Origin of the sequence: Sphingopyxis sp. HIX, assembly GCF_001468285.1 — a bacterium.
GTDB lineage: Bacteria > Pseudomonadota > Alphaproteobacteria > Sphingomonadales > Sphingomonadaceae > Sphingopyxis.
Genome location: NZ_LNSB01000007.1, coordinates 18470 through 40180 on the forward strand (window position 1 = coordinate 18470; position 21711 = coordinate 40180).

24 protein-coding genes are annotated in these 21711 nt (G+C 65.4%); 10 read left to right on the forward strand and 14 right to left on the reverse strand.

Annotated elements, in window-relative coordinates; translation table 11 throughout:
* Positions 1 to 69: 69 nt before the first annotated feature.
* Positions 70 to 1434, reverse strand: a complete 1365-nt coding sequence (locus ATE62_RS04850) for a sensor histidine kinase (RefSeq protein WP_058806857.1) — start codon at positions 1432 to 1434, stop codon at positions 70 to 72.
* Complete coding sequence (locus ATE62_RS04855; protein ID WP_058806858.1) at positions 1431 to 2108, reverse strand: response regulator transcription factor; 678 nt, start codon at positions 2106 to 2108, stop codon at positions 1431 to 1433. Before ATE62_RS04855 ends, ATE62_RS04850 begins: the two co-directional genes overlap by 4 nt.
* Before the next feature lie 159 nt (positions 2109 to 2267).
* On the opposite strand from ATE62_RS04855, the gene ATE62_RS04860 reads away from it, so the two are divergent.
* The 3 genes from ATE62_RS04860 to ATE62_RS04870 are packed head-to-tail and all read left to right on the forward strand — an operon-like array spanning position 2268 to position 4940.
* A complete protein-coding gene (locus ATE62_RS04860) occupies positions 2268 to 3005 on the forward strand; it encodes an HAD family hydrolase (RefSeq protein ID WP_058806859.1) in 738 nt (245 codons plus the stop codon).
* Positions 3006 to 3009: 4 nt separating this feature from the next.
* The gene (locus ATE62_RS04865) at positions 3010 to 4164 is read left to right on the forward strand and encodes a hypothetical protein (protein ID WP_058806860.1); all 1155 of its coding nucleotides are present in this window, start codon (positions 3010 to 3012) and stop codon (positions 4162 to 4164) included.
* Positions 4164 to 4940: an FkbM family methyltransferase gene (locus tag ATE62_RS04870; RefSeq protein ID WP_058806861.1), complete on the forward strand. Its 777-nt coding sequence runs from the start codon at positions 4164 to 4166 to the stop codon at positions 4938 to 4940. The genes ATE62_RS04865 and ATE62_RS04870 overlap by 1 nt, the downstream gene beginning before the upstream one ends.
* Positions 4941 to 4964: 24 nt before the next feature.
* Here ATE62_RS04870 and ATE62_RS04875 read toward each other — a convergent pair whose 3' ends face one another.
* The 10 genes from ATE62_RS04875 to ATE62_RS04915 all read right to left on the reverse strand — a co-directional run bounded on the left by ATE62_RS04875 (position 4965) and on the right by ATE62_RS04915 (position 15754).
* Positions 4965 to 5783 carry a TorF family putative porin gene (locus tag ATE62_RS04875; RefSeq protein ID WP_058806862.1) on the reverse strand — a complete coding sequence of 273 codons (819 nt, stop codon included), beginning with the start codon at positions 5781 to 5783 and terminating at the stop codon, positions 4965 to 4967.
* A gap of 135 nt (positions 5784 to 5918) precedes the next feature.
* Positions 5919 to 6188: a hypothetical protein gene (locus tag ATE62_RS04880; protein ID WP_156420423.1), complete on the reverse strand. Its 270-nt coding sequence runs from the start codon at positions 6186 to 6188 to the stop codon at positions 5919 to 5921.
* A 99-nt stretch (positions 6189 to 6287) separates the two neighbouring features.
* Positions 6288 to 6443: a hypothetical protein gene (locus tag ATE62_RS23175; protein WP_156420424.1), complete on the reverse strand. Its 156-nt coding sequence runs from the start codon at positions 6441 to 6443 to the stop codon at positions 6288 to 6290.
* Between the two features lie 92 nt (positions 6444 to 6535).
* Positions 6536 to 7249: a response regulator gene (locus ATE62_RS04885; protein ID WP_058806864.1), complete on the reverse strand. Its 714-nt coding sequence runs from the start codon at positions 7247 to 7249 to the stop codon at positions 6536 to 6538.
* A complete protein-coding gene (locus tag ATE62_RS04890) occupies positions 7246 to 9915 on the reverse strand; it encodes a sensor histidine kinase (RefSeq protein WP_058806865.1) in 2670 nt (889 codons plus the stop codon). Before ATE62_RS04890 ends, ATE62_RS04885 begins: the two co-directional genes overlap by 4 nt.
* Positions 9912 to 10502 carry a potassium-transporting ATPase subunit KdpC gene (gene kdpC, locus ATE62_RS04895; protein WP_058806866.1) on the reverse strand — a complete coding sequence of 197 codons (591 nt, stop codon included), beginning with the start codon at positions 10500 to 10502 and terminating at the stop codon, positions 9912 to 9914. Before kdpC ends, ATE62_RS04890 begins: the two co-directional genes overlap by 4 nt.
* 11 nt (positions 10503 to 10513) lie before the next feature.
* On the reverse strand, positions 10514 to 12550 hold the full coding sequence (gene kdpB / locus ATE62_RS04900) for a potassium-transporting ATPase subunit KdpB (RefSeq protein ID WP_058806867.1): 2037 nt from the start codon (positions 12548 to 12550) through the stop codon (positions 10514 to 10516).
* A 10-nt stretch (positions 12551 to 12560) separates the two neighbouring features.
* Positions 12561 to 14264 (reverse strand): potassium-transporting ATPase subunit KdpA, encoded by a 1704-nt coding sequence (gene kdpA / locus ATE62_RS04905; protein WP_058806868.1) that lies wholly within the window; start codon positions 14262 to 14264, stop codon positions 12561 to 12563.
* 12 nt (positions 14265 to 14276) lie between these two features.
* On the reverse strand, positions 14277 to 14366 hold the full coding sequence (locus ATE62_RS04910; protein WP_054588683.1) for a potassium-transporting ATPase subunit F: 90 nt from the start codon (positions 14364 to 14366) through the stop codon (positions 14277 to 14279).
* A 902-nt stretch (positions 14367 to 15268) separates the two neighbouring features.
* On the reverse strand, positions 15269 to 15754 hold the full coding sequence (locus ATE62_RS04915) for a hypothetical protein (protein WP_231736117.1): 486 nt from the start codon (positions 15752 to 15754) through the stop codon (positions 15269 to 15271).
* Between the two features lie 164 nt (positions 15755 to 15918).
* On the opposite strand from ATE62_RS04915, the gene ATE62_RS04920 reads away from it, so the two are divergent.
* The 5 genes from ATE62_RS04920 to ATE62_RS04940 all read left to right on the forward strand — a co-directional run bounded on the left by ATE62_RS04920 (position 15919) and on the right by ATE62_RS04940 (position 17376).
* On the forward strand, positions 15919 to 16125 hold the full coding sequence (locus tag ATE62_RS04920) for a cold-shock protein (RefSeq protein WP_058806870.1): 207 nt from the start codon (positions 15919 to 15921) through the stop codon (positions 16123 to 16125).
* Between the two features lie 9 nt (positions 16126 to 16134).
* On the forward strand, positions 16135 to 16389 hold the full coding sequence (infA, locus tag ATE62_RS04925) for a translation initiation factor IF-1 (RefSeq protein WP_058806872.1): 255 nt from the start codon (positions 16135 to 16137) through the stop codon (positions 16387 to 16389).
* A 182-nt stretch (positions 16390 to 16571) separates the two neighbouring features.
* The gene (locus tag ATE62_RS04930; RefSeq protein ID WP_058806874.1) at positions 16572 to 16784 is read left to right on the forward strand and encodes a hypothetical protein; all 213 of its coding nucleotides are present in this window, start codon (positions 16572 to 16574) and stop codon (positions 16782 to 16784) included.
* Positions 16785 to 16822: 38 nt separating this feature from the next.
* Positions 16823 to 17125, forward strand: a complete 303-nt coding sequence (locus ATE62_RS04935) for a hypothetical protein (protein WP_058806875.1) — start codon at positions 16823 to 16825, stop codon at positions 17123 to 17125.
* Positions 17126 to 17196: 71 nt separating this feature from the next.
* On the forward strand, positions 17197 to 17376 hold the full coding sequence (locus tag ATE62_RS04940; RefSeq protein ID WP_231736120.1) for a hypothetical protein: 180 nt from the start codon (positions 17197 to 17199) through the stop codon (positions 17374 to 17376).
* Between the two features lie 366 nt (positions 17377 to 17742).
* Here the strand turns inward: ATE62_RS04940 and ATE62_RS04945 are convergent, their stop codons facing one another.
* Positions 17743 to 18147, reverse strand: a complete 405-nt coding sequence (locus tag ATE62_RS04945) for a response regulator (RefSeq protein WP_058806878.1) — start codon at positions 18145 to 18147, stop codon at positions 17743 to 17745.
* Positions 18114 to 18503: a response regulator gene (locus tag ATE62_RS04950; protein ID WP_058806880.1), complete on the reverse strand. Its 390-nt coding sequence runs from the start codon at positions 18501 to 18503 to the stop codon at positions 18114 to 18116. Before ATE62_RS04950 ends, ATE62_RS04945 begins: the two co-directional genes overlap by 34 nt.
* Before the next feature lie 327 nt (positions 18504 to 18830).
* On the opposite strand from ATE62_RS04950, the gene ATE62_RS04955 reads away from it, so the two are divergent.
* Positions 18831 to 20981 carry a catalase gene (locus ATE62_RS04955; protein WP_058806882.1) on the forward strand — a complete coding sequence of 717 codons (2151 nt, stop codon included), beginning with the start codon at positions 18831 to 18833 and terminating at the stop codon, positions 20979 to 20981.
* An 89-nt stretch (positions 20982 to 21070) separates the two neighbouring features.
* The gene (locus ATE62_RS23185; protein WP_156420426.1) at positions 21071 to 21565 is read left to right on the forward strand and encodes a hypothetical protein; all 495 of its coding nucleotides are present in this window, start codon (positions 21071 to 21073) and stop codon (positions 21563 to 21565) included.
* The last annotated feature ends 146 nt before the right edge of the window (positions 21566 to 21711 follow it).

Here is a 21711-nt window from a genome sequence, read left to right on the forward strand (position 1 = left end):
GGGGAGTGAACGCTTCCCCCTCTCCCAACCCTCTCCCCTGAAGGGGAGAGGGCTTAACAGCTCCGCCCCTCAAAAAACCACCACCACCTTCGTCCCCGGCTCGGCATCGCCGATCTCGAGCATCCCCTTGTGCAGCGCCACGATCGCCGCGACCAGCGCGAGCCCCAGCCCCGTCCCCGGCGCCCCCGCGGTTTCGGGCACGCGGAAGAAGCGCTCCTTCACCCGCTCGCGATAGGCGGGCGCGATGCCGGGGCCGCTGTCGGCGATCTCGATGCGGATGCGGCCGCCCTTCGTGCTCGCCGCGACCAGGATGCGCCCGCCCTCGCCCGCATATTTGACTGCATTGTCGAGCAGGTTCGACACCGCCTGGAAGATCAGATTGCGGTCGCCCTCCATCTCCAGCCCGGCGGCGATCGCGCTTTCCAGCACTTGGCCATGCGTCTCGACGTCCGGGCTGTAGAGCTCGATCGCATCGGCGAGCAGCGCACTCAGGTCGACGCGCGCGAAGCCCGCGAAATGCCGCCCGCTCTCGATCCGCGCGATGCGCAGCAGCGCGTCGAAGATCGCCTGCAGCCGCGCGGCCTCGGCGATCGCCTGTTCGGTCAGCCGCTCGCGCTCCTTGGCGCCCTTCGCCATGCGCAGTTCGTCGAGGTCGGCATGCAGCCGCGCCAGCGGGGTGCGCAGTTCGTGCGCGACATTGTCCGACACGCGCCGCACCGACTCGACGGACTCCGCGATCCGGCCCAGCATCAGGTTGAGCGTCTCGGCGAGTTCGTCGAAATCGTCGCCGGTGCCGCGCAGCGGGATGCGTTCGGTCATGCTGCCCGCCATCACGCGCCGCGCGGTGCGCGTCACCGCATCGATACGGCGCCCGACTACGGCGCCCATCGCGAAACTCCCACCGATCGCGAGCAATGCCGCGATCAGCACCAGCCAGGCCGAACTCACCGCAAAGAGCTCGTCGCGGTCGTCGATATCCTCGACGTCGCGCCCGACGATCAGCCGCGCGCCGTCGCCCAGCCGACGCTCGACGACAAGCGCCTCATAGTCGATCTCCTCACCGCTGGCGTAAAGATCGGCTTCGAGCAGCCGCCAGCCGCGCACCGCCTCGTCGGGCCAGCTCGGCAGATTGCTGCTCAGCGTGCTTCCATTCGCGCCGACCAGCGCATGGAAAGCGTGGCGATGCCCCGGGGTTCGCTGGCGCGCATCGAGCGCGGCGATCAACGCGCCGCGTCCCTCGCCGCGATCGATCGCCGCCAGCTTTTTAGCCTCGGCCACGACAACATCGGCCTCGCGAAGCAATGGCTGATAGACTCCGATCCAATAGGCGGCCCCAAACAGCGCGAGCATCGAGGTCAGGAACAGCGCTACATAGATCAGCCCGAGCCGGAAGGTCAGGCTGCGCGTCATCCGCCGCCAGCGCGGCGCGGTCATGCGCCCGCCCGCATCATGTAACCCGTGCCGCGCACCGTGTGGATCAGCGGAACATCATGCCCCTTGTCGACCTTTTGCCGCAGCCGGCTGACATGCTGATCGATGATGTTGGTCTGCGGGTCGAAGTGATAGTCCCAGACATGCTCGAGCAGCATCGAGCGCGTCACCACGCGCCCCTCGTTCTGCGCGAGGTAAACGAGGATGCGGAATTCGCGCGCGGTGAGGTCGATCGGCCGCCCCTGCCGCTTCACCTGCTGGCCGAGCAGGTCGATCTCGAGGTCGCCGACCGACAGCTTCGTCTCGGCGACGATCGCGGGCCCGCGCCGCGCGAGCACGTCGACGCGCGCGAGAAGTTCGGACATGGCGAAGGGCTTGGTTAGATAATCGTCGCCCCCCGCACGCAGCCCCGCAACGCGTTCGTCGACTTCGCCCAGCGCACTCAGGAACAGGATGGGGGTCGCATCGCCCGTCGCGCGGATCGTCTGGACGATCGTCAACCCGTCGACCTGCGGCAGCATGCGGTCGACGATGATCAGGTCGAAGCTGTCGGTCGCAGCGCGCAGCAGCCCGGCGCGGCCGTCGCTCTCGTGCGTAACGACGTGTCCCGCGGCCTTCAGCCCCTTGCCGATATGCTCCGCGACGCGGGCGTCGTCCTCGATCACCAGGATTTGCATATCCCCCCTTAGGCACGCCGCGCACCACCCGCCACATCCGCGAACATTTGATTTTCGACATGTTCGGCGTCGGTGCACGAACATGGCCAAAAACAAATCTTTGCGCCACCCGCCCGATAAGCCCGCCCGCCATGGCTCCGCCCAGCAAAGGAGCAGGTCATGGGCCGGGCACAAATCAGCATCGCGGCAGCGCCGCAACCGGACGTCGCGCCCGCGAAGATCGCGCTGTCGGTCTTCGACCTCGACCGCACGCTCACGATACTGCCGACCTATACCCCCTTCCTCTTCTTCGCGGCACGAACGCGCGCGCCGTGGCGGCTGCTGCTTGTGCCACTGCTGCTGCCGTTCGCCCTGCTCTACGCGCTGAAGCTGCTGCCGCGCTGCCGGATGAAGCAGGCGATGCACTGGGTCGCGCTCGGCAGCGCGCTCCCCGAACGCGACGCCGCACGGCTCGCCGACCGCTTCGCGCAGCATCTGGTCGAACGCGGCCTCTATGCGGAGGGCCTCGCGTTGATCGAGTCCGAGCGCGCCGCAGGTCGCCGCGTGGTGCTCGCGACGGCGGCGCCGCATTTCTACACCGCCGCGCTCGCGCGCCGGCTCGGCATCGCCGACGTCGTCGCCACCGCCTCGTCGTGGAAGGACGGGCGGCTGACCCCCGCGATCGCGGGCGCCAATTGCTACGGCGCCGACAAATGCGCGATGGTCCAGGCCTTCATGGCCCGCGCCGGCATCGCGCGCGAAGACGCGCATATCCGCTTCTTTTCGGACCATGCGTCCGACCAGCCGCTCTTCGACCTCAGCGACGAACCCGTCGCCGTGAACCCCTCGCCCAAATTGGCGACCATCGCCGCCGCGCGCGGCTGGCCGCTGCTCGATTGGCGCCCGAAAAAGGCCTGACCCCATGCGTATCGGTTTCCTCTTCAACCACAGCGTCGGCCACCAGGTCGCGCATTCGCTCCCCGTCGCGCTCGCGCTGCGCCGCCTGTCGAACCGCGCCGACATCCGCATCCTCGTGTCGCAGGGCAGCGAGGCCGAGGTGACGCGGATGCTCGACCGCGAGGCCGGGCCGCGCCCCGACATCGTCCGCCTTCGCGCGCCGGCGCGGCTCGCGCGCGCCGCGAAACGCGCGACCGGCGGCGCGGTCCCCGCCGACACGCTGTCGGTGCTGCGCCGCAATCTCGACCATTTCCGCGACCTCGACGCGCTCGTGGTCCCCGAAAAGACCTCGCTGCTGCTCAAGACGCATTTCGGGCTCGACAATCTGAAGCTGATCCACACGCGCCACGGCGCGGGCGACCGCGCGATCGGTTTCGACAAGGCGAGCGGCCAGTTCGACCTGGTGCTGATGTCGGGCGCGAAGATTCGCGACCGGCTGTCGGATGCGGGGCTGCTGCGTCAGGACGGCCATGCGATCGTCGGTTATCCCAAGTTCGACCTGCCGCCGCGCAGCCCGCGCCCGCGGCTCTTCCCCAAGGACCGCCCGACCGTCCTCTACAACCCGCACCCCTCTCCCGCGTTGTCGAGCTGGTACAAGATGGGACCGCAAATCCTCGACTGGTTCGCGAAGAGCGACAAATATAATCTCGTTTTCGCGCCGCACGTCATGCTCTTCCAGAAGAAACTCACCGCCTCGCTCTCGCCTTTCGCGCTCGGCTGGAACCGCCTGCCCGACGTCCGCCACTACGAGCTCGACCATATGCTGATCGACACCGGGAGCGCGGCGAGCGTCGACATGACCTATACCGACGCCGCCGACATCTATCTCGGCGACGCGAGCAGCCAGATCTACGAGTTTATCCGCCGCCCGCGCCCCTGCGTCTTCCTCAATCCTCGCGGCCATGCATGGCGCGGCGACGCCGATTTCGCGCATTGGCAGGCCGGCCCGGTGGTCGAAACCTTCGAAGATTTCGAGGCCGCGTTCGAGGAGGTGCCGATGCTGGGCCCCGCCGACCGCCAGCGCCAGCAGGATCTGTTCGCCTACAGCTTCGATCTCGACGCGCGTCCCTCGTCCGAACGCGCGGCCGAAGCGATCCTCGACTATATGGGCCGCGCCTGATGGCCGGGGTCGCCGCTCCCTCGCCGCTCGGCGCCTTCGTCGAATATGGCCTCGTCAAGACGCTCGCCAAATGGCGCGCCCGCGCGCTGTCGGCGCTCCGTCCGGTCAGCGACCGCCCCGTGCGTACGCACTATGGCGTGACGATGCACGCCAATTGGCGCGACCGCACCTTCCAATATTGCTATCACGGCACCTATGGCCCGGTGCTCGCCGACTATCTCGCGGAGCGGCGGCAGCCCTTCGCCTTCGTCGACATCGGCGCGAACCAGGGGCTCTACAGCCTGATCGCCGCGCAGAACCCGCATTGCGCCGCGGTGACAGCGTTCGAACCCGTCGCGGCAACCTTCGCGCGCCTCGCCCGCAACATCGCCGCCAATGCCGGCACCGCGAAAGTGACCGCCGTCGACGCCGCCATCTCGCGCGAATCGGGTAGTGCGACGATCGCCACCGACAGCGGACACAGCGGCACCGCGAGCCTCCGCCACGCCGACGCCGCGGGCGATACGATCCGTATCCTCGGCGCCGCCGAATTCGACCCGCTGATCGACGCGGAGCTGCCGTTGGTCGTGAAGATCGACGTCGAGGGGCATGAGGAAGCGGTGATCGACGCGCTGATGGCCTCGGCGCACCTGCCGCGCATCGCCGCGATCTTCTACGAGGTCGACCACCGCTGGACCGACGCCGCCGTCATCGAGGCGCAGCTCCGCACCGCGGGCTTCATCCGCTTCACCCGCTATGGCTTCGGGCGCCACTACGACATGCTCGCAGAGCGATGAGGCGCGGCGCCGGGCAACCCCGGGTCAGAAAGCGGCCGTAACGCTCGCCACCACGGCCGCATCGGCGATCGAGCCCGTCCCGTCACCGCCCTTGCTGAAATTGGGCTGCAACCGCGCCGCCTCCCCCCTGCCGATGTCGGTATCAACGTAGGAAATATTGAGCGTCAGGTTCCGCCATGTCGCGTCCATACCGAGCGACCAGTCCCAATAGCGGCCGGTCGGCGCGACGCTGGTACCGTTGGGGCCGAGCCCCGGATTGCCCTCCGAATAGCCGATATGTGCCTTCGCGGTGAGCGGCGTGCCCGCGATGGCCAGCGCGCCGTCGCCCCACAGGTAGAGATTGTCGTCCTTCTGCCCGCGGCTGTTCGGCGCCGCCGACACATTCGCGAGCGCCTGCTGCCTCGGCGCATAGGCGGCGCCCGCGGTCAGCGTGGCGGGGCCGGTGGTGCCGGTCAGCTTGAGATAGGGCTCGGCGAAATCCGATTCATCGGCGCCGCCCGGATACATGTACCAGACCAGCCCGACGTCGAGCGTCGCATTGTCCGCCACGGGCAGCTTGTAACCGCCGATCAGGTCGAGTTCCATATTGGCACCGCCGAACGTGCCCCAACCGGCAAGGTTCGACCCCCAGACGCCCGCGTAGAGCCCGCTTTCGTGCGTCAGGGTGATCCCGCCCTGCACCGCCACCTCCTTGTCCGACTGCGACACGCCGCGGAAACGATAGTCCGAGGCGATCGTCGCCGATCCCGAGACGGTGACGGCCGGCTTTTCTTTCTCCTGCGCCGAAGCGGCGACGGGTGTCAGGGCTGCCGCGAGAAGGGCCGCGGGAATGATCTGTTTCATCTTGTCCTCTTGGGTCTCGCCCCGCCGGAATGGCCCGGGCTCATGAGGCGGCCCCACTAGATCGGCTGCGCGTTGGAAATCGAGAGGAGCTGCGGCGCGATCGCATAGTGTTTTTCCTATGCGCGGCGTCGCACCTTAGACGTCGTCGCCGGGCAGCCGCCGCCAGCGCTCCGACACCTCGACCGGCTCCCAAAGGCCGGGCCCGACGAACAGAAGCGCGCTCCCGATGCTGCCGCACAGGAAGACGATCGCCGCGAGCAGCAGCATCAGCGACGCATGATCGCGCGGCGCGGCGAGCGCGATCTGATGGAGCCGCGCCGCGACCCACCAGCCGAGGGCGAGCACCGCCATGCCGCCTGCGCGAAGGCCGATGTTGAAGGAAAGACTGTTGGACCGATGTTTCATGGGAGACCTCCGAAGGAGGTCATTCACCTACGCATTGCCGCATAGGGTTTCGAGAGCGACAAATCGCGGGCGGCGTTGGGATTTCATATGATTGCAAAACTAGCGCGCCAGATCCGCGAAATAGGCGATGAGCGCGACGATCGCGCACATGTAGACGGTGAGCAGCAGGGGACCTTGCGCGCCCAGCCAGTCGACGATGCGGTCCCACACACGCCGGTCTTCGGCGGCGCGGCTTTCGATATCATGTCCAGCCATGTCGATCATCTAGGCGCGGCGGCCGTTGGATTTCGAGAGCGAGCGCCCGCTTTTTCCATAGCAATTGCATAGGATCGCGGCGCCGGGGGCGCTCAGTGCCCGGCTTCGGCGCTTTCGCTGTTCACGCGCAGCCGATAACCGATGCCGAGCTCGTTGGTGATGATCTGCGGCTGCTGCGGGTCGGTTTCGAGCTTCTGGCGCAGCGTGCGGATCAGGACGCGCAGATATTCGACATGATGCTCATGCTCGTGCGGCCACACCTCGGCCATGATCTGCTTGTGCGTGATGACGCGGCCCGGAAAGCGCGCGAGCTGGGCCAACACGCCATATTCCTTGGGGGTCAGATGCACTTCCCTGCCACCCTTGCTCACGGTGCGCGCGACGAGGTCGAGCTGGACGTCGCCCACCGTCAGCGCGAGGTTGCCGCCGTCGCGCGTCAGCCGGTTGCGCAGCGCGACGCGCACGCGCGCGAGCAGCTCGTCGGTGTCGAAGGGTTTGGTCAGATAGTCGTCGGCGCCAAGGTCGAGCGCCGCGACCTTCTCCTCGGTCGCGTCGCGCGCCGAGACGACGATCAGCGTGGTCCCCGACTGCTGCTTGAACAGGGGCACGAGTTCGAGCCCGTCGCGGTCGGGCAGCCCAAGGTCGAGCAAGGTGATGTCGGGGCGCTCGTCGCGCAGCTTCTCGGTCGCCTCGCGCGCATTCTCGGCCTCGACGATCGCATAGTCGGCGCGCTCCAGCGCGGCGCGGATCAGGCGGCGGATATGGAGTTCGTCGTCGACGACGAGCACCTTGTGACGCAGCTTCATGGGACATCCTTGTCGGTCAGATTCGTGATGATCAACGCCTCGGGGATGCGGATCGTGAAGCAGGCGCCGTGCGGTTCCTCATTGTTGCTCGCCGCGACCGTCAGCCCCATCGCCTCGGCAAAACCCTTGACGATCGCGAGCCCCAGCCCGGTGCCATGCTTGGCGCGATCGCTGCCTTCGAGCCGGGTGAAGGTTTCGAAGACGCGCTTCTCGTTGCCCGGCGCGATGCCGGGCCCCTGGTCGATCACCGACAATTCGATCGCATCCGCGGTGCGGCGCGCGCGGATGGTGATCGGCGTGTCCGGATCGGCATAACGCCCGGCGTTGTCGAGCAGGTTGATCAGGCAATGATGCAGCAGCACCGGGTCGACGCGGACGAGCGGGATGTTCGGCGAGATATCGACCTTGACGTCATGCCCCGCGAGCGACGCCCGCGTGTCGTGCGCGGCGCTGGCGGCGGCGTCGAACAGGTCGGTCGCCTCGACCTTCATCGGCAGCGCGCCGGCCTCGACGCGCACCATGTCGAGCAGGTTCGAGACGAAACGGTTGAGCCGCCGCGCCTCGGCCTCGATCGTCTCGGCGAGAGCGGGCGAGGGATGGCGCTGCATTTCCTGCGCCGCCGATAATATGGTGGTCAGCGGAGTGCGCAGGTCGTGGCTGACCGACGAGAGCAGCGCCGAGCGCAGCCGGTCGCGCTCGTCGATCTGGCGCGCGCGGAGCGACGCTTCTTCGAGCTCCATGCGGTCGAGCGCGATCGAGGCCTGGTCGAGCAGGCTCATCAGGAGGGGCACCTGGTCGGAGCGCACCGGCTCGCGCGCGTCGTCGCGGGTCAGCCCGAGCACCCCGAGCACCCCGCGCGTCGTGCGCAGCGGGTGGAAGAGCCAGTCCGAGGCGGTGAGCGTCGCCGATCCGCGCCCCGCGGGCTGCGCATTGTCCATCGCCCATTGCGCCGCGGCGCGTTCGATCTGTTCGAGCCGGTCCTCGGGCGGCACCGCGGCGCGCAGCGTCGGCCCGTCGGCCGAGGGCAGCAGAATCACCGTGCGCACGTCGAGCAGGCGCCCGACCTCGGCGCAGATCGCCTGCATCAGCGCGTCCTGGTCGGGCGCGGCGGTGAGCAGCCGCGAGAAGCTGGCGAGCGCGGCGTTCTGGCGCGCGCTCGACTGGGCGAGATCGGCTTGCGCGCGCACGCGCGCGGCGAACTGGCTGGTGACGATCGCGACGCCGAGCAGCACGAGGATGCTGATGACATTTTCGGGGTTGTTGACCGTCAGCGTGCCCGTCGGCGGCAGGAAGAAGAAATTATAGGCGAGGCTCGATGCGAGCCCCGCGAACAGGCCGGCGCGGAGGCCAAAGGTCGCCGCCGCAAACATCACGGGGACGAGGTAGAGCAGCGAGATATTGCCGAGGTCGATGACCTCGATCAGCAGGCGGCCGAGCGCGGTCATCGCGGCGACCATCGCGAGCGACCAGATATAGTCCGACGGCGTGCCCCAGCGCCCGGGGGCGGCGACCGCGCGGCGCCCGGCGGCCTTCGCCTCGGGCTCGCCGGGCAGGACGTGCACCGCGACATCGTCGATCATGCGTACGAGCTGGTCGACGACCGAGCCGTGGCGCATCTCGAACCACCAGGGGCGCGCTGACTTGCCGATGACGATCTGCGTCGCGCGAGCGTCGCGGGCGAACGCCTGCAACCCCTCGACGACGCTCGCCGCCGGCACGGTCGCGGTCGAGGCGCCGAGCCGCGACGCGAGCGCGAGCGTGTCGGCGAGCTGCCTGCGGTCTTCGTCGGTCAGCGACTGGCTGCGCCGCGTCTCGATATAGACCGCGGTCCACGGTGCGCGCAGCGCATCGGCGAGTCTTTTCCCCGCCCGCACGAGTTCGGCCGCCACCGGCAGTTCGCTGACCGCTACGACGATGCGCTCGCCCACCGCGAAGCTGCCCGCGAGCGCGTGGCTCCGGACATGGTCGAGCATTTGGGCATCGACCGCCTGCGCGGCGCGGCGCAGCGCCAGTTCGCGCAGCGCAGTGAGGTTCGATTTCGAGAAAAAATGCGTCAGCGCGCGCGTCGCTTCCTGCGGGATATAGACCTTGCCGTCGCGCAGCCGCTCGATCAGTTCGTCGGGCGGGATGTCGACGACCTCGATCTCGGCATTTTCGAGGATCGAGTCGGGCACCGTCTCGCGTACGCGGACCCGCGTGAACGACGCGACGACGTCGTTGAGGCTCTCGACATGCTGGATGTTGAGCGTCGAATAGACGTCGATGCCGGCATCCAGCAATTCCTCGACATCCTGATAGCGCTTGGGATGGCGGCTGCCCGGCGCGTTGCTGTGCGCCAGTTCGTCGACGAGCACGAGCTGCGGCCGCCGTTCGAGGATCGCGTCGATATCCATCTCGCCCAAGCTGTGGCCCTGGTGATCGACCTCGCGCCGCGCGACGATCTCATGCCCCTCGACGAGCGCCCCGGTCTCGCGGCGGCCGTGGGTTTCGACGACGCCGATCACGACGTCGACCCCGGCCTCGCGCCGGTGGCGGCCGTCGGTCAGCATCTCCCACGTCTTGCCGACGCCGGGCGCGGCGCCGAGGAAGACTTTCAGACGCCCGCGGCCTTCCTGCGCTGCCTGGCGCAGGAAGGCCTCCGGTGATGGTCGATCCTTGTCGGTCACGCGGCGGGTTTAGCGCCAAAACCATCGAGTCGTCGATTGAGCTCGAACACATTCACGCGCGGCTCGTCGAGGAAGCCGAGCAGCGGCGTTTCGACGCTCTGTTCGACCAGCCCCCGCACCGCCGCCGGGTCGAGCCCGCGCGCCTTGGCGACGCGGTCGACTTGATAGAAAGCGGCTTCGGGCGTGATGTCGGGGTCGAGCCCCGAACCCGACGCCGTCACCAGGTCGGCGGGCACCGCCTTGCCGGGTTCGGCCGCCTTCAGCTTTTCGACGTCGCCCTTCACGCGGTCGACGAGAACCTGCGACGTCGGGCCGAGGTTCGACCCCGAGGAGGCGAGCCCGTCGTAACCGTCGCCAGCCGCCGACGGGCGCGTGTTGAAATAACGCTCCGAGGCGAAGGCCTGCCCGACGACGGTCGAGCCGACGACCTTGCCGTTCTCGCGCACGAGGCTGCCGTTCGCCTGGGCCGGGAAGAGCGCCTGCCCGACGCCGGTCATGGCGAGCGGATAGGCGATCCCGAGGAGGAGCGCGAAGAGCAACGTCATGACGAGCGCCGGACGCAGCGAAGAGATGAGATCCTTGTTCATATGCGGCCTCCTTAGACCAGACCCAGGCCGCCGACGGCCAGGTCGATGAGTTTGATGCCCACGAACGGCGCGACGAGACCGCCGAGCCCGTAGATGGCGAGGTTGCGCGCCAGCAGCGGCCCCGCGCCCATCGGCTTGTAGGTCACGCCCTTGAGCGCAAGCGGCACGAGCATCGGGATGATCAACGCGTTGAAGATGATCGCCGACAGGATCGCGCTCTCGGGGCTGGTCAGCCCCATGACGTTGAGCACGCCGAGCCCCGGATAAAGCACGATGAACATCGCCGGGATGATCGCGAAATATTTGGCGACGTCGTTGGCGACCGAAAAGGTCGTCAGCGCCCCGCGCGTCATGAGCAATTGCTTGCCGAGCCCGACGACCTCGATCAGCTTGGTCGGGTCGCTGTCGAGGTCGACCATATTGCCCGCCTCGCGCGCCGCCTGCGTGCCGGTGTTCATCGCGACGCCGACGTCGGCCTGCGCGAGCGCCGGGGCGTCGTTGGTGCCGTCGCCGCACATCGCGACGAGGCGGCCGCCCTGCTGTTCCTTGCGGATCAGCTCGAGCTTGTCCTCGGGCGTCGCCTGCGCGAGGAAATCGTCGACCCCGGCCTCGGCAGCGATCGCTGCGGCGGTAAGCGGATTGTCGCCGGTGATCATCACCGTGCGGATGCCCATCGCGCGCAATTCACCGAAGCGTTCGCGGATGCCCGCCTTGACGATGTCCTTGAGGAAGATCGCGCCGAGCAGTTGGCCGTCCTTGGCGACTGCGAGCGGCGTGCCGCCGGCGCGCGCGATCTCGTCGGTAATGCGGCGGAGTTCGGTCGCGGCGGCGGTGGTGCCGGCGCCGGGATTGGCCCGCAGCACCGAGTCCACCGCGCCCTTCTGGATCACCGTCTCGCCGATCCTGATCCCCGAAATGCGCGTCTGCGCGGTGAAGGGGATGATTTCGGCGCCCTGCGGCAATTCGCTCGCGGCCTGGCCGAATTTCTCGCGCGCCAATGCGACGATCGAGCGGCCCTCGGGCGTCTCGTCGGCGAGGCTGGCGAGCAGCGCGGCTTCCGCCAGCACCGCCACCGACTGGCCGCCGACGGAGCGGAATTCGGTCGCCTGGCGGTCGCCCACGGTGATCGTGCCGGTCTTGTCGAGCAACAGCATGTCGACGTCGCCCGCCGCCTCGACCGCGCGGCCCGACTTGGCGAGCACGTTGAAGCGCACGAGGCGATCCATGCCCGCGATGCCGATCGCCGAGAGCAAGGCGGCGATCGTCGTCGGGATGAGCGTGATCAGCAGCGCCGCGAGGATCGCGACCGGGATGCCGCCACCCGCGTAGGAAGCGAAGCCCGGGATCGTGCCGACCGCGATCAGGAAGATGATCGTCAGCCCGACAAGGAGCAAGGTCAGCGCGATCTCGTTCGGCGTCTTCTGCCGCTCGGCGCCTTCGACGAGCGCGATCATGCGGTCTAGGAAACCCTGCCCTGGGTTGACGGTGACCCGGACGCGGATTTCGTCCGAAATGACGCGCGTGCCCGCGGTGACGGCCGAACGATCGCCGCCCGCCTCGCGGATCACCGGCGCGCTTTCGCCGGTGATCGCGGCCTCGTTGACCGACGCGACGCCCGCGACGACTTCGCCGTCCGAGGGGATCAGGTCGCCGGTTTCGACGAGGACCAGGTCGCCGACCTTGAGCGCGCTGGCGGGCACATCCTCATAGGCCCTGCCGTCGCCCTTCAGCCTTTTGGCGGAGAGTTCGGCCTTGGTCGCGCGCAGCGACGCGGCCTGCGCCTTGCCGCGCCCTTCGGCAAGCGCCTCGGCAAAGGTGCCGAAGAGCACGGTGAGCCACAGCCAGATGACGAGCTGGAGCTTGAAGCCGGGGGCGAGCCCATCCTGCCCGACGACGAGCAGGATGGTGAGCAGCAGCGCGACCACGGCGGTGGTGAACATCACCGGGTTGCGGATCAATTCCCTGGGGTTGAGCTTGCGGACGGCGTCGCCCATCGCCGGAACGATCAGGTCGGCCGTGAACAGGGACCTGGTTTCAGACCGAGCCATTTGGATATCCTTAGAAGAGCTGGCCGTTGATCATCGCGAGATGATCGGCGATCGGACCGAGCGCGAGGCTGGGCAGGAAGGTCAGGCCGCCGACGATCAGCACGATGCCGATCAGGAGGCCCGTCCACAGCGGCCCGGTGGTAGGGAAGCTGCCCGCGGTCGCCGGCGTATATTTCTTCGCCGCGAGGCCGCCCGCGATCGCCAGCATCGGGATGATGATGAAGAAACGGCCGAGCCACATCGCGATCCCCAACAAGCCGTTATAGAAGGGCGTGTTGGCGGTCAGGCCGGCGAAGGCCGATCCGTTGTTCCCGACCGCGCTGGTGAAGGCGTAGAGGATTTCCGAAAATCCGTGCGGCCCCTTGTTGAGCGGCCCGGCCAGCCCCGCCTCGGTGACCGACGCGATGGCGGTGAAGCCGAGGATGACCAGCGGCAGCACCGCGATCGCGAGCACCGCGAGCTTGACCTCGCGCGCCTCGATCTTCTTCCCGACATATTCGGGGGTGCGCCCGACCATCAGCCCGGCCACGAAGATCGCGAGGATCGCGAAGAGCAGGAAGCCATAGATGCCCGCGCCGACGCCGCCGATCACGACTTCGCCGAGCTGGATGTTGAACAGCGGGATCATGCCGCCGAGCGCGGTGAAGCTGTCGTGCATCGCATTGACCGCGCCGCACGACGCCGCGGTGGTCACCACCGAGAAGAGCGACGAGGCGGCGATGCCGAAGCGGACCTCCTTGCCCTCCATATTGCCGCCCATGGCGCCGAGATTGTGGAGGATGGGGTTGCCCGCGGCTTCCTGCCAATAAGTGATCGTCACGCCGGCAAGGAAGATCGTCACCATCGCGGCGAGGATCGCCCAGCCCTGGCGCGGGTTACCCACCGCCTTGCCGAAGGTCCAGGTCAGGCCGAAACCGATCGCGAAGATCGACAGCATCTGGACGAAATTGGTCAGCGCGTTCGGATTTTCGAACGGATGCGCCGAGTTGACGTTGAAGAAGCCGCCACCGTTGGTGCCGAGCATCTTGATCGCTTCTTGGCTGGCGACCGGGCCCAGCGCTAGCGTCTGCTTCGCGCCTTCGAGCGTCGTCACGTCGACCGAGGCGGCCAGCGTCTGCGGCACACCATTGGCGATCAGGAAGATCGCATAGACGATGCAGACCGGCAGCAGCAGGTAGAGCGTCACGCGCGTCATGTCGGCCCAGAAATTGCCGATCGTCTTCATCTCGCGCCGCGCGAAACCGCGGAACAGCGCGAAGGCGAGCGCGATGCCCGTCGCCGCCGACAGGAAATTGTGGATCGTCAGCCCCAGCATCTGGCTCAAATTCGACATCGTCGATTCGCCGCCATAGCTTTGCCAGTTGGTGTTGGTGGTGAAGCTGATCGCGGTGTTGAACGCGAGGTCCGCGCTGGTGCCGTCATAGCCCAGCGGGTTGAGCGGCAGCACGCCCTGCAGGCGCAATATCGCATAGGTGAAGAGCAGCAGCACCGCGTTGAAGATCAGCATATGCACCGCGTAGCGGCGCCAGCCCTGCTCCTCGTTCGGGTCGATGCCCGCGAGGCGATAGAAGCCTGCTTCGACCGGCCCGAGGATACGGTGCAGCGGCGTGCGCTGGCCGTCGTAGAGCGCGTAGAGCCAGCGGCCCATCGGCTTGGTGATCGCCAGCAAAAGCCCCACGAAGACGATGATCAGGAGCCATCCCTGAAAGGTCATGGCGCGCCTCCCTTAGAAGCGTTCGGGCCGTGCGAGCACGGCGACGAGATAGAAGAGAAGGCCGAGCGCGGTGAGGCCCGCGAGCCAGAGGTCGAGAGTCATGGTCGATGGTCCTTATGCGTCGTCGCACAGCCGCGCGTAGCCGAGGCTCGCGGCGAGGAGGGCGAGGATGATGCCGACCCAGATGAGATCCTGCATGGGTTTGCTCCGGCAGGACGCTGGCCACGGGACGCGGCACGAGTCGTCTGCGGAGGCTCAAATAGGTGCGGGGCGCATTTGAATTCGAGACAGCGAAAACTATGGGCGCATAGTATTTGCGTATGATTTTGCCGTTTCCGGCCTCGCGGCGCCTCGCCGCGCTCCGCCCGACATAATGAAAATACAATGGTGGGCGCTTCCGCTCGATCTCGAATCCTCCACCGATCCGGGGCGCTTTTTCGTGCCCGGCTCGGCTGGGATGCGAGCCCGCACGAATCATCCGCGGCCCGCCAAAAGGGCGGCCGTCTTCGAATGGTGCCTGCGATATGGGGAGACCCCCTGGTGGCAGGGTGAATCGAACCAGTATGTTATCACTATGATTTCTATAGGTTTATTTAGTCAAGAGACTTTCGCACCCCCACATTTATCCCCACATTTCTGATGCCATAACGATAGTTCGATTAACAAAAATGGTCCATTTTGGTATAAATCGACGCGACATCCCGATGCTTTTTTACTCCGGTGCTGGCCGATTTTGACTCACGAACTTCGATTGAGTTTGCCCCTATCAGCCATGCCAGATCGCTCCCAAGACGCTCTCCCACTCCAGAGGGGAGCCTGGACAGGAGCGTTAGGTCCCTTGCCTTGATTGGATCATCTTGCGGTCAGCCGCATCGTCGTCGTTCTAATCGGAACCAAGAGAGCCGACATCATTTTCTAACGGCGTGTCGATCGTTGAACTTGGCAGCCGATCTGCGGAGCATCTATAAGCAACCCGTCGCGATCATACGATCGGCGCCCCGCTTCTATCTCGAACCTGTAGGCGCTAATTTGGCACCTGCCCTTCGAACGCCCAGAATGATCGCGTCGACATCACCCCCATGCCGGAAACTGAGTAATGTCAGATAGGCCGAAAGAAACAGCATACCGCCGAGCATCGCGACCAGACCAAGCGCGAATGCGCCCAACGTAAAGTCGTTGCGCCAGGCGGTCCATATTCCCGAGAGCAGCAGAAAAGTGAAAAAATCGAAATTGAACTGCCCCGGCCATGACATTGCAGCCATATCGCCGAAGAATATCGGCAACAGGTTCCATCCGTGCGCGCTGATCGTGACAGCCGTGTAAATAAGGATCGACAGCGTACATGTGATGAGAAACGCCCTGAACCAGACCATCACACTCTCCCCACTTGAGCGACGTGCGTGCGAGAGGATCACAGATCGCGCCGCCTGACAACTACCGCCCAGTTCAAATAGCGCTTCAACAAGCCGAATGGCCATCATCAAAACCAAGGAATTCCTTGACTTTTTGAATTGGTGGCCTACAAGCAGCGGGCTAACGTCGCCTGCGACGGAATTCTGATGACCCTAAGGGGTCTATTTCTTCCCTTCTCACGCTTCCAGCTCTGCCGGTGCTTTTGCCGGCGGGTATCCTGTTTTCGTGAAAGGAAACAATCATGCCGATCGGCAACGTCAAATTCTTCAATTCCGACAAGGGCTATGGCTTCATCGCCAACGCCGATGGTTCGGGCGACAGCTTCGTCCACATCTCAGCGGTCGAGCGCGCCGGAATGGCGAGCCTCAACAAGGATCAGCGCCTCAGCTACGAGCTCGAAACCGGCCGCGACGGCAAGGTTTCGGCCGTGAACCTCGAAGCGGCCTGACGCCTCCGGATGGCCAAGGAAGAGGTCCTCACCTTCGAGGGCATGATCGACGAGATTTTGCCCGACAGGCGATTTCGCGTCGAGCTCGAAAATGGCCACCGGCTTATCGCCTACACAGCCGGCCGGACGCGGCGTTTCCGCATCCGGTCTGTTGTCGGCGACGCCGTGCGCGTTGAAATGACGCCCTATGACCTGTCCAAGGGCCGCATCGTCTATCGCGATCGCGGTCCGGGCAGCCCCGGCGCCGCGAGCAAGCGGCGCTGATTCCTAGTTCAAGAAGACCGGCATGTTTCAGAATAGTAGCATTTTCCCGAGCCTCTCCGCTCTCCCGCTCGCCGGGAAGCCGGTGCACCGCCTCACGCAAGCGCGCCGCTCTGCCACGCTCGCGCGGCGCGAACTCAGGCGCCTTGTCGCCGACATGATCGACTGATCGAAAGGATAGCAGCATGGCCGCAAACGCAACGAGTGAACATTATCGCGGGCAGGCCGAACGCTGCGAGGCCGATGCCGCCGCATCGGACCTGACGGAAGTTCGCGACCGCAACCTTCGCTCGGCGGCCGCATGGCACGCCATGGCGTCGCGGCAGCAGAAGTCCGAAGCGGCGCGCGCCGAGAAGGACCGTTTGGCGGAGGCAGTGCGAAAGCAGTGTCTTGCATGAATGACTTTCGGAAAATTTGACCTGGCAGGGGGACCGTCTTGAGCGAACCTGCCTTGCCGGGTCCTCCGCAACCGCGGATCACGACACAGGAACAGCGCGAGATCATTCGCGCCGCGCTCGAGACGCTACATCCCCACATATTTGTAACGAGGCCCAACCCGCTGCGCGCCCTCACGCTCGCGGACCATATCGAGGAGGTTCTTCTCGAAGCACTTGGCCCCGCAGCGCAGAACAATCTCAGCGCCGTCCCCTGGCTCCTCGCCGACATGGCGGCAGCGGCGGCCGGAAAGCTCGACGAAGTCGTCCGGCGACGCCTCGAGATGCCAGACCCGGCCCCCTGATAGGCGGGACGTCCAATACTTTGTCCTCAAACGCGTTTGAGACCTTACCTCTTCAGGAATTCATCATGGATATGAACCAGCTCTTCTACCATCATCAGATCGCCCTGATGACCGCCAGCCGCACCCGGCCGAACGGCGACGGTGCCTTCGATCTGGCCCGCCACTATGCGACGCGCATCAACCGCTTCCGCCGGAGCCGTGGCCTCTCCCCGGACTTTACCGGCTACAGCGATCGCTCGCCCGGTTTCTGATGAATGCCGCCGTTCCAAGCCAGGATAAAATATGAACCGAAGCCGAAGGGTGCAAAATATGTTCGAGACCGTGATGACCAGCAACAAGAAAGGTCCCGGCAAGAGAGGGCCCGCACCGCCCGCGACCAAGCTACCGCCGCACCCCGATCCTGCCCGCCATGTTCCGGACACGACCGACTATAAGAATGGATACACACCCAAACCCACGCTTCAATAATATGGTAAGGAAGCGGCACCGAGCGCTATTCGCCTTTCGACCGACGGCATGCTCGGAGACCTGGGATCATCCTGCCTTCGAACGCCGACGCCAGCCCCATCGGATCGTTTGATCAATTGGCCTCGTGCATCAGCATCCGTGCTTACGCGCTAAGGATGGTGCCGCCGGGCTGCCGACAACAGGCGCTTGATATGCAGGGCTACATTTTCGGGATCATAGGGGCGCCGGAGATGCGGGCCTTCGTCACATAACTGACCAGCGGCCCTGGCGGCGGAATCCACGCTGCCCGCAAGAACCACTGTCACGTCGGGGTAATTTTCCCTCGCCCACATTCGCAACTCGAAAGCATTATATCGTCCGCAGAGCTCGGCGTCGATCAGCAGTGCATCGACCGTCATACTCCCTTCCTCGAGCGCGACGACCACTTCGTCGGACGTTGCGGCCTCGAAGACCTTGTAGCCGCAGTGCCGAAGATATTCGGCAAGCGCATTTCGGATTAGCACGTCGGCATCCGCGACGATCAGGCACTGAGGTCCCGGGAACTCGTCTGCCATGGATCTCCAATCAGTCTTTCGATCGCCGCGGAAAGCGCCGCCACCGTATAGGGTTTCGCGATAAATGCGTCGGCCGGAGGTGCATCGGAAGAAACCAGATGCGCCGAGCACACGATCACCGGCCGGTCGGGAGCAAGCCGTTTCGCGCGGCGGGTCAGTTCCATTCCATCCAGGCCGCCGGGCATGTGCACGTCCGTAATAACGAGATCGATTGTTTGCCCGGACATCAAAATGTCGAGGCCCTCGTCTCCGCTGGCAGCTTCCAAAACCTGGTAGCCAAGATCGCGCAAGGAATCGCAAAGCATGAAACGAATGAGGAACTCATCCTCAACGACCAGTAACGTCTGTGCAGCCACTTTAGGTCCTCGCCACAACCCGAGCCGAGCGACCCCGGTTGGACCCGCACCCCGCCACGTTCTGGATAAATGCCAAACGCCAGGCCACAAAGACGGTTCCGCGCTTTAGCCGGGATCATCATCCGTCATTCCTTACGACTAATCGTTGGGCACAACGCTTCCATACGTCAAGCCGGGCTAGCCGACGCTCGCAATTATGTGGACTGGACGACTTAAAGCGACCGGACTTAACTTAGGTTATCGGCAGTTTTGCGTATTTTCTGCGTCATGAAACTTGGGCGCGTGGCCTGCGTTGGCTTGGCAAGCAATCAGCCAAGGAGCCAACCGATGCCGAAGAAGCCGCAGCCTTCGCCCGCAACCGATAACAGCCTCGAAGCCCACCAGCCGGGAAGCGGTCAGACCCGGGTCAGAGCCGACAAAGGCAATGCCGGCGAGCTTCATCAGCATATCGCGGGCGACGACGAACGCGATGGCCGTGCGCATCTCACCGACAATTTCGGGCACCGGATCGCCGACAATCAGAACAGCCTCAAGGCGGGTCAACGCGGACCGACGCTGCTCGAGGATTTTGTCCTCCGCGAGAAGATTTTTCACTTCGACCATGAGCGCATCCCCGAACGCATCGTTCATGCCCGCGGCTCGGGTGCTCACGGCGTCTTCGAATGCACGCGCGCGATCCCCGAACTCACCAAGGCCGACATCTTCCAGGAGGTTGGCAAGACTTGCCCGGTCTTCGTGCGCTTCTCGACCGTCGCCGGCGGCGCGGGATCGATCGACACGCCCCGCGACGTGCGCGGCTTTGCGGTCAAGCTCTACACCGAGGCGGGCAACTGGGATCTCGTCGGCAACAATATCCCGGTCTTCTTCATCCAGGACGCGATGAAGTTCCCCGACCTTGTCCATAGCGTCAAGATGGAGGCCGACCGCGGCTATCCGCAGGCCGCGAGCGCGCACGACACCTTCTGGGATTTCATCTCCCTGATGCCCGAGAGCTTCCACATGATCATGTGGGCGATGTCCGATAGGGCGATCCCTCGCAGCTTCCGCACCATCGAAGGCTTTGGCGTTCATACATTCCGTTTCGTCAATGCGAAGGGACGGTCGAAGTTTGTGAAGTTCCACTGGAAGCCCGCGCTCGGCCTCCAGTCGATGGTTTGGGACGAGGCGGTCAAAATCGCGGGCGCCGACCCCGACTATCAGCGCCGCGACCTCTTCGAGGCGATCGAGGCCGGCGACTTCCCGCAGTGGGATCTCGGCGTGCAGATATTCGACGAGGCCTTCGCCGAAAAGCAGCACTATGATGTGCTCGATGCGACCAAGCTCATCCCCGAGGAGGATGTGCCGGTCGAGATCGTCGGGCGGATGACGCTAAACCGCAATCCCGACAATTTCTTCGCCGAGACCGAGCAGGTTGCCTATCTGCCCTCGAACATTATTCCCGGCATCGATTTTAGCAACGACCCGCTGCTGCAGGGACGCCTCTTCTCCTATCTTGATACGCAGAAGTCGCGTCTCGGCACGACGAACTTCCATCAGATTCCGATCAACGCGCCCAAATGCCCGTTCCACAATTTCCAGCGGGACGGGATGATGCAGACGCTCATTCCCAAGGGCCGTGCGAACTATGAGCCCAACAGTCTCGCCGAAGCGGGAGAGGACGCCGGCCCGCGCGCCTGCCCCGACACCGGGTTCACGACCTTCCCGGAGAATGGCGAGCGTAACGATCCATCCCAGAAGCTGCGCATCCGCGCCGACCTGTTTGCCGATCATTTCAGCCAGGCACGGCTCTTCTTTTGCTCGCAGACGGAGAACGAGCAGGCACATATCGCCTCGGCGCTGGTGTTCGAGCTCTCGAAGGTCACGCTCGACCATGTCCGCGCCCGCGTCGTCGGTCAGCTTCGCAATATCGACGAGGATCTCGCGAAGCGCGTCGCCAAGGGGCTCGCGATCGATCTTCCCGCGAGGATCAAGCCCGCCAAGGCCGCCATCGACATGGCGCCGTCAGATGCGCTGTCGATCCAGAAGGACGACCGTCCCGACATCAAGGGACGAAAAGTCGCGATCCTGTTCGCCGAAGGCTCCGATAAGGACACGATCGACAAGCTCAGGACGCAGATCGAGAAAGCCGGCGGCAGCACCTTCCTCGTCGCCCCCAAAGTCGGCGGCATTCCTGTGTCCGGCGGAACGCTGAAGGCCGACGGGCAGCTCGCCGGCTCGCCCTCGGTGCTGTTCGACGCGGTGGCCTCGGTCCTGACCGAAGAGGCCGCGAACAAGCTCAGCCGTGAAGGCGCGGCCGTGCAATGGTTCATGGACGCCTTCGGCCATTGCAAGACGATCGCGCACGACCAAGCGAGCCGGGTGCTGCTCGACAAGGCCGGGGTGGAGTTCGACGAGGGCATCGTCGCTCTCGCCGATTTCATAAAGGTCGGCACGCGCCGCCACTGGGACCGCGAGCCCAAGGTGCGCGACCTCGCGTAATGGCCCGATCCGGGACGCGCTGAAGCCTTTTTGCCTGGCAACATCGGCATTCGGCGCGCGTTGAGCAAACAACAGGAAAGGGAGATAATATGACGCGCTTGCTGTTGGTTATGGCATCGGCCCTGTCGATCGGGGCCGCGACCCTCTCGCTACAGTCATGCGGTGCCCAAAGCGTCGAGGCCGCGTCGCCCAGCGGCCCGGTCAACGCGCTACTGACCCTTCCCGACGGCTCGACCTTCGTCGCTGCCGAGGGTTCGCTGCCTCGCGGGATCGCCGAATGGCTGGCATCGCGCGAAGGCGACGAAGCGCGGTTCGCATTTGCCGGATTCGACGAAGATCGGCCGCGGCTGACCAGCAAAGGACTTGGATCCGCGGCCGATCTCGCGACTATCCTCCGTGCCGCTCCGGCTGCATCGCTCGAAATCGCGGGGGACGAGGCCCAGGCGAAGGCGCTGGCAACCATGCTCGATGAACGGGGCATCGGTTCCGAGCGATTGAAGATCATCCCCGCCGCCGGGCTCGGCAGCGTGATACTGACCGTCCACCGCGGTTCAACCGCCCCGCTGATGACCGCTAAACCCTGACAGTTCAATCCGGCGGCAGCGCCAGCATAAGCCATGTTGATCGCCTTGTGGCGATCGAAGTCGGGAGGACCGTCGGCTCACCGCACGGGCCGCGCTCGCCAAGCGCCCGTTTGGCGCGATCGATGGCCGCCCTCGCCCGGCGAATG

What these genes read in the sequence shown, in the direction of transcription:
- ATE62_RS23185 (WP_156420426.1), top strand. Translation starts at nt 21,071, where the DNA reads ATGACGCGCTTGCTGTTGGTTATGGCATCGGCCCTGTCGATCGGGGCC.
- ATE62_RS04910 (WP_054588683.1), bottom strand. Translation starts at nt 14,366, where the DNA reads ATGACTCTCGACCTCTGGCTCGCGGGCCTCACCGCGCTCGGCCTTCTC.
- ATE62_RS04875 (WP_058806862.1), bottom strand. Translation starts at nt 5,783, where the DNA reads ATGAAACAGATCATTCCCGCGGCCCTTCTCGCGGCAGCCCTGACACCC.
- ATE62_RS04940 (WP_231736120.1), top strand. Translation starts at nt 17,197, where the DNA reads ATGAACCAGCTCTTCTACCATCATCAGATCGCCCTGATGACCGCCAGC.
- ATE62_RS04880 (WP_156420423.1), bottom strand. Translation starts at nt 6,188, where the DNA reads ATGAAACATCGGTCCAACAGTCTTTCCTTCAACATCGGCCTTCGCGCA.
- ATE62_RS04930 (WP_058806874.1), top strand. Translation starts at nt 16,572, where the DNA reads ATGGCCGCAAACGCAACGAGTGAACATTATCGCGGGCAGGCCGAACGC.
- ATE62_RS04955 (WP_058806882.1), top strand. Translation starts at nt 18,831, where the DNA reads ATGCCGAAGAAGCCGCAGCCTTCGCCCGCAACCGATAACAGCCTCGAA.
- ATE62_RS04850 (WP_058806857.1), bottom strand. Translation starts at nt 1,434, where the DNA reads ATGACCGCGCCGCGCTGGCGGCGGATGACGCGCAGCCTGACCTTCCGG.
- ATE62_RS04860 (WP_058806859.1), top strand. Translation starts at nt 2,268, where the DNA reads ATGGGCCGGGCACAAATCAGCATCGCGGCAGCGCCGCAACCGGACGTC.
- infA (WP_058806872.1), top strand. Translation starts at nt 16,135, where the DNA reads ATGGCCAAGGAAGAGGTCCTCACCTTCGAGGGCATGATCGACGAGATT.
- ATE62_RS04885 (WP_058806864.1), bottom strand. Translation starts at nt 7,249, where the DNA reads ATGAAGCTGCGTCACAAGGTGCTCGTCGTCGACGACGAACTCCATATC.
- ATE62_RS04920 (WP_058806870.1), top strand. Translation starts at nt 15,919, where the DNA reads ATGCCGATCGGCAACGTCAAATTCTTCAATTCCGACAAGGGCTATGGC.
- ATE62_RS04945 (WP_058806878.1), bottom strand. Translation starts at nt 18,147, where the DNA reads ATGGCAGACGAGTTCCCGGGACCTCAGTGCCTGATCGTCGCGGATGCC.
- ATE62_RS04870 (WP_058806861.1), top strand. Translation starts at nt 4,164, where the DNA reads ATGGCCGGGGTCGCCGCTCCCTCGCCGCTCGGCGCCTTCGTCGAATAT.
- kdpA (WP_058806868.1), bottom strand. Translation starts at nt 14,264, where the DNA reads ATGACCTTTCAGGGATGGCTCCTGATCATCGTCTTCGTGGGGCTTTTG.
- ATE62_RS04855 (WP_058806858.1), bottom strand. Translation starts at nt 2,108, where the DNA reads ATGCAAATCCTGGTGATCGAGGACGACGCCCGCGTCGCGGAGCATATC.
- kdpB (WP_058806867.1), bottom strand. Translation starts at nt 12,550, where the DNA reads ATGGCTCGGTCTGAAACCAGGTCCCTGTTCACGGCCGACCTGATCGTT.
- ATE62_RS23175 (WP_156420424.1), bottom strand. Translation starts at nt 6,443, where the DNA reads ATGGCTGGACATGATATCGAAAGCCGCGCCGCCGAAGACCGGCGTGTG.
- kdpC (WP_058806866.1), bottom strand. Translation starts at nt 10,502, where the DNA reads ATGAACAAGGATCTCATCTCTTCGCTGCGTCCGGCGCTCGTCATGACG.
- ATE62_RS04865 (WP_058806860.1), top strand. Translation starts at nt 3,010, where the DNA reads ATGCGTATCGGTTTCCTCTTCAACCACAGCGTCGGCCACCAGGTCGCG.